The sequence below is a fragment of the Microcystis sp. M079S1 genome (genome assembly GCF_020246425.1).
GTDB classification, from domain to species: Bacteria; Cyanobacteriota; Cyanobacteriia; order Cyanobacteriales; family Microcystaceae; genus Microcystis; species Microcystis aeruginosa.
The window spans coordinates 1-2,653 of the sequence record NZ_JADBSZ010000088.1 but is presented as its reverse complement, the minus strand read 5'-3'; the positions used below and the strand labels follow the sequence as shown (position 1 = coordinate 2,653).

The 2,653-nt window shown below is 39.8% G+C and carries 2 protein-coding genes; one reads left to right on the top strand and one right to left on the bottom strand.

The window, feature by feature from the left end; all coding sequences use genetic code 11:
* Positions 1 to 453: 453 nt before the first annotated feature.
* Entirely contained in the window at positions 454 to 840 is a 387-nt protein-coding gene (locus tag IM456_RS05525) for a hypothetical protein (RefSeq protein WP_253881333.1), read from the top strand.
* Between the two features lie 810 nt (positions 841 to 1,650).
* On the opposite strand, the gene IM456_RS05520 is transcribed toward IM456_RS05525, so the two are convergent.
* Positions 1,651 to 1,869: a winged helix-turn-helix domain-containing protein gene (locus IM456_RS05520; protein WP_253881335.1), complete on the bottom strand. Its 219-nt coding sequence runs from the start codon at positions 1,867 to 1,869 to the stop codon at positions 1,651 to 1,653.
* Positions 1,870 to 2,653 lie beyond the last annotated feature (784 nt).

The following is a 2,653-nucleotide window of genomic DNA, read 5'->3' as shown; positions in this document are numbered from 1 at the left end:
TTGGGGCAACTTTGGGTGTACTATCACGTCAAAAGCCTGAAGACTCGTGACATGAAATTTGCAATCCCATTGAATTTGACCCCGTATTATGCGAACTAACCCCCAAAAGCCTTGCTACAGGGCAAATTTAGAATTGCTGAAGAAAAAGCCGCCCGGTCGGGCGGGGAACCTTAAACCCAATTTTTCGGTAAGTTCTCAGCTTTAGCGTTTGAGAATTTCCTCACTGGCCAAGCGGAGCGCTATATAGCTCACTTATAGCAAAGGCCAGCCCTAGATCGGCAAAATTTCCGTTTTCCTTTGTTTCTTCACCCGGTCCGCCTAGCTTGAGAGGATGTACTCTAGAATCTGGATATGATAGACCTCTTGCAAAAATCAAAAATCTTCCGTTAGGTGAGGAGTAAGGAGCCAGTAGCTGGTCGTCAGGAGAATTAAGAATGAGCATTAATTGATTAAATGCTCTATTTAGGTATTTTATGCAATTTTATCTCTATTTTTCTTATTTTTGAACTCTCAAAAATTAATTATGCAAGAACTCTAATGGTCAAATCAACTCTAGACACAACAGCAAAAGTTCTGCCGGGGAACAAACTTGAAATTCAGGCTCCAGGTCTTTCAGTCGGGCAAACTGTGGAAGTGATTATCCTAGTTCAAGAGGCTAATCCGTCTTATTTATCCCCTGAAGAACAAGCTTTATCCCTAGAGCAACGTCTGGCTTTTCTCAAGTTACCATTGATTGGGCGCGGGCGTATCCTTGAAAGGCAGGCTGAGTCTATGCTTGACCACTATCAGCCAGATTCTGAATGGCAGGAGTTGATGTCAGATGATATGATCAGCTACTAATCGGTCGGGAGAGATTATCAAAGAGCAAGGATTAACTAAATATATTGGTCTTCGGCAAGAAAAAGGAAGAAATCAAAAGCGGCATAGCAATTTTTATATAGGATTGCACGCTAACGCTTGGGTAGAGTCTTGGCAAATGTTTGCTATTGAAACTCAGCAATTAATGAATTTAATCCCCCCTAAGTGTGCTAATTATACTAAATCCTGTTTTGAAAAGTTGATAACAATCGGTCATAAGTTAGCCAATGATAGTTAGTCAAGCTTTTAATTTCATTAGTCATTGTTTCGAGATACTGACAACGAGTTATCAGAATTTCTGACCTCTCTTCAATCGTTTCAAAATGCTCATTAACCAGAGGTTCATCTACTAGAGGCCACAATCTCTCGGCTGGCTGTAGTTCTGGTGAATAAGCAAAGTAGAAAATCGAGTAGGATTCCATCGGGAACTTCAAGTTTTTGACTTCTATGCCACCCAGCATTATCTTGTACTAATAGGACAATTTTTTCTGCCGATAACCCGACATCTTCTGCAAAAGATTGAGAGAATAAACTTAACCATTGATGATTAACTCTTGGGATTAAATACCAGAGTGTTTTTCCTTTTTTCGGCTCAACAAATACCTAAACATATAACCATTCATAACGATGACGCACTAGGGCAGAAGGCCTTTCTAATATTGGTAAACAGACTTTTCTAATGATTGGTTTTAAGACAACTTGATGTTCGTCAAAGAACCAGGCTTCTACCTAAGAATTGGGAAATTTATCTCTTAATTATTGGATTTTTACTGGTAAATTTTACTTAAATTTTTATTGTTCAACTGGGTCTCCATTTTTATGTTTTGGTCTGGGTTTTTGACAAGAATATCTCGACTTTTTTAAGTAATCCCATCCCCTTTGATTCCCAACTTTTTCTCGTCCCGTTTCCTTTTCTATCCATCTGGCTACCTTCGGACCTGTCCAGATTCCTCCATCGGCAGGACGTTCTTTCAGTTCTTCTTTGAATTTTTGAAATTGTTCTTCCTTCAATCAAGGTTCTTTTCCTCTCCGATGTTCCGCACTTTTTCTTGTTTCCACTGAGTCTTGACTGCTTCTGTATCTATCTTTCAGTTCCTCTGAACTTAGATGTTCGGCTAAGTAAGCTTTCTTGGGCATTTTATCTCCTCATCTTTACTCGTTTTATTATAACAGTATTTGGTAGTAGCCTCTTTTTCCTAGGTCAAAACATAAAATAAATGTTAAAGATTACAATTCAACATTTGGTTTAGGATAGGATTAGAAAAGGAGAAGATTGGACATGACCTAATTTCACTAAAAGCTAAATGGGGTTTGCCGAATAAGTCCCCAGAGCGGATCTAGAAGCCACAAGGCTGGCAAAATGGTAGTTTCGTCGCTTAATTTCAGGATTTTATCTGGCGCTCAAAGAGCGAAAGTGTAAGGGTTTTGACTCCCTATTTCGATTTCTCAACGTTTGTTTCTGGCACTTTTTGGAAACAAAAGCCCAAAACCCTTTTCTGGCAGGGCTTGTAATCATATTCAGCAAGCCCTAAACAGTCCCCTGTCTCCTCTGAGGTTAGGAGCGTCTGGCTAGTGGAAAAGAACGCTCGGCCTCTCTTATTTGATAACTTTCCTTTCTGATTATCTGGTGAGGATTTAATATATGGCTGGGTTTAACGACATCTACTTCTCTTATACCTACTACTACGGTAACGGCGACCATTACACTGGCTACGGTTACGGTGATAGTTCCCTCGGTTACTATAGTGGTCAGTACAAATACACCGACGAATACGGTTACTCCAACTACAACGAA